We start from the raw sequence: 2,039 nt of genomic DNA on the forward strand, positions 1-2,039 counted from the left end.
CGCTTCGCATCATATCCTTGATTTGCAACTTATCCTGACAGAAACAGGAGCCAATAAAAACCCCGCCGAAGCGGGGTTTTTGATTAGTTGCGGTTGCCGCCAAGCAGGCTCAGCAAGCTCAGGAAGATGTTGTAGATGGAGACATACAGAGTGACGGTGGCAGAGATGTAGTTGGTCTCGCCGCCGCGCACGATCTGCTGGGTAGTCAGCAGGATGGCCCCGGAGGAGAAGAGCATGAACATGGCGGACAGTGCCAGGCTCAGGGCGCTCATCTGCAGGAAGATGTTGGCAATCATGGCTACCAGCAGTACCCAGAAACCGACGAACAGCATGCCGCCGATGAAAGAGAGGTCACGCTTGGTGGTCAGGGCATAGGCCGACAGACCGAAGAAGGTGAGCGCGGTGCCGCCAAGGGCGGTCATCACGATCTCGCCACCACCATTGTTCATGTACATGTTGATGATGGGGCCCAGGCTATAGCCCAGCAGACCGGTCAGGGCGAAGGTGAATACCAGGCCCATGCCGTTGTTGCGGTTCTTCTCGGTCAGGAACATCAGACCGTATACGCCGATGAGGAAGATGGCCCAGTGCAGCGGCGGCATGTTCATTACGGTCGCGATGCCCGCCACCACGGCAGAGAAGCCGAGGGTGAGGGAGAGCAGCATATAGGTGTTACGCAGCACCTTGTTGGTATCGCGTGCGGCACTCTGGGTGCCGGTGTAGATAGAACGGGTATCCATCTTGGGTGTCCTCTTGGTGTCCTGTTGAGGCGGCGAGCGGCCGTCTCGTCATCACTTAAAGCCTAAGCATTCTATGAAGAACAAATAGGGATGACGAGGAACAATTTCAAGCCACCTGCCATTTTGCTCCCGCACACTATCCCACAGGAAATATGTATTGCATATGAACAAGCGCTTGACGTAGTATGCTCGCCGTTCGGAGGGGTGGCAGAGCGGCTGAATGCACCGGTCTTGAAAACCGGCGATGGGCGACCATCCGTGGGTTCAAATCCCACCTCCTCCGCCATCTATACAGCCCAACTGATTGATTTGGTTGGGCTTTTTTGTTTCTGCGATTTTTAGTATGCCAGTGAGTATACCATTAGGTGTTGGCTGTTCTACCCCTTGATAACACTCCTTTGGACAGGTCATTGCCACTATTCCCTTCAAGTTACCCAAAACAAGAGAGGGCCATTGGCCCTCTCTTGTTATCTATTTTTGTTGGTCAGTGCAAACAGCACTGCTTGTACTTCTTACCGCTGCCACAGGGACACTGCTCGTTGCGGCCAATCTTGATGGGTGCAACTACTGGTTGCGAGCGCTCCGGGCGTTCACTTCGTTGCGCCAGAAAGTGGGCATGAAGGATACGAGCAGCAAAGCGGGCCTTGGTGGCTTGCTCTTGCAAGTGTTCATTGCTGAGAGCCTCCAACGATGTAGGCATCTTCTCCAGCGGTTCAGATATCATCGCCAGTGCGGCAGCTTCAGGTGCGGACAGTGTGGGCCATGGCGCCAGCTCAAGACCTCCCAGGTAACCACCACACCAGTCGTGGATCAGCGGGACCCATTCCCCGTGTCGCTCAAATTCCGGTGCCACTGGGAAATAGTCTTCTGCCGCATAGGTCAAGGTGGTCGCAATGTCGTTGCTGTGGCGCATTACCAGATCGATAAAGTGTTCCAGTTCGGCTTCGCTTTGCCACTCGGGTTGATCCTGCTCGCCTCCCCAAATTGCAGGGAGCCAGGTACTTGGCATGATGAGGTGAGGGCCAGAGACCACCGCAGTTAAAAAGCCATCCAGCATCGACATTGAAGCAATGCTATTGTCACTGCCATAGCGCTCCAGCAGTGCTTCCAGCTCGTCGAACTCTTCATCACTCAATATCTCAAACGGTTGCATCAGTGCACCTCAACAGATTGATATTTTTTAAAGTTCTACGCCTGCTCCACTACGCTCTGGTAGTCGCTGTTTATCTTCTGGCGACTGGCGTTGATATACCCGGAGCCGGTCATGGTGCCAAAGGTAAAGCTGCCCCCGGCCGCGAT

General features: G+C 54.4%; 2 protein-coding genes and 1 tRNA gene. 1 reads left to right on the plus strand and 2 read right to left on the minus strand.

Translation table 11 applies throughout. From position 1 onward, the window contains the following. Nucleotides 1-83: 83 nt before the first annotated feature. Nucleotides 84-740 (minus strand): Bax inhibitor-1/YccA family protein, encoded by a 657-nt coding sequence (locus AB5Y92_RS04635; protein WP_156852274.1) that lies wholly within the window; start codon nt 738-740, stop codon nt 84-86. Nucleotides 741-938: 198 nt separating this feature from the next. On the opposite strand from AB5Y92_RS04635, the gene AB5Y92_RS04640 reads away from it, so the two are divergent. Continuing rightward, a tRNA-Ser gene (locus AB5Y92_RS04640) sits at nt 939-1,026 on the plus strand. A gap of 198 nt (nt 1,027-1,224) precedes the next feature. Here the strand turns inward: AB5Y92_RS04640 and AB5Y92_RS04645 are convergent. Then, nucleotides 1,225-1,893, minus strand: a complete 669-nt coding sequence (locus tag AB5Y92_RS04645; protein WP_164537457.1) for a UPF0149 family protein — start codon at nt 1,891-1,893, stop codon at nt 1,225-1,227. Nucleotides 1,894-2,039 lie beyond the last annotated feature (146 nt).

Source organism: Aeromonas sp. R1-1 (assembly GCF_040908495.1).
GTDB classification, from domain to species: Bacteria; Pseudomonadota; Gammaproteobacteria; order Enterobacterales; family Aeromonadaceae; genus Aeromonas; species Aeromonas veronii.

Coding starts and splice junctions, on each gene's coding strand:
- AB5Y92_RS04635 (WP_156852274.1), bottom strand. CDS start 740: ATGGATACCCGTTCTATCTACACCGGCACCCAGAGTGCCGCACGCGAT.
- AB5Y92_RS04645 (WP_164537457.1), bottom strand. CDS start 1,893: ATGCAACCGTTTGAGATATTGAGTGATGAAGAGTTCGACGAGCTGGAA.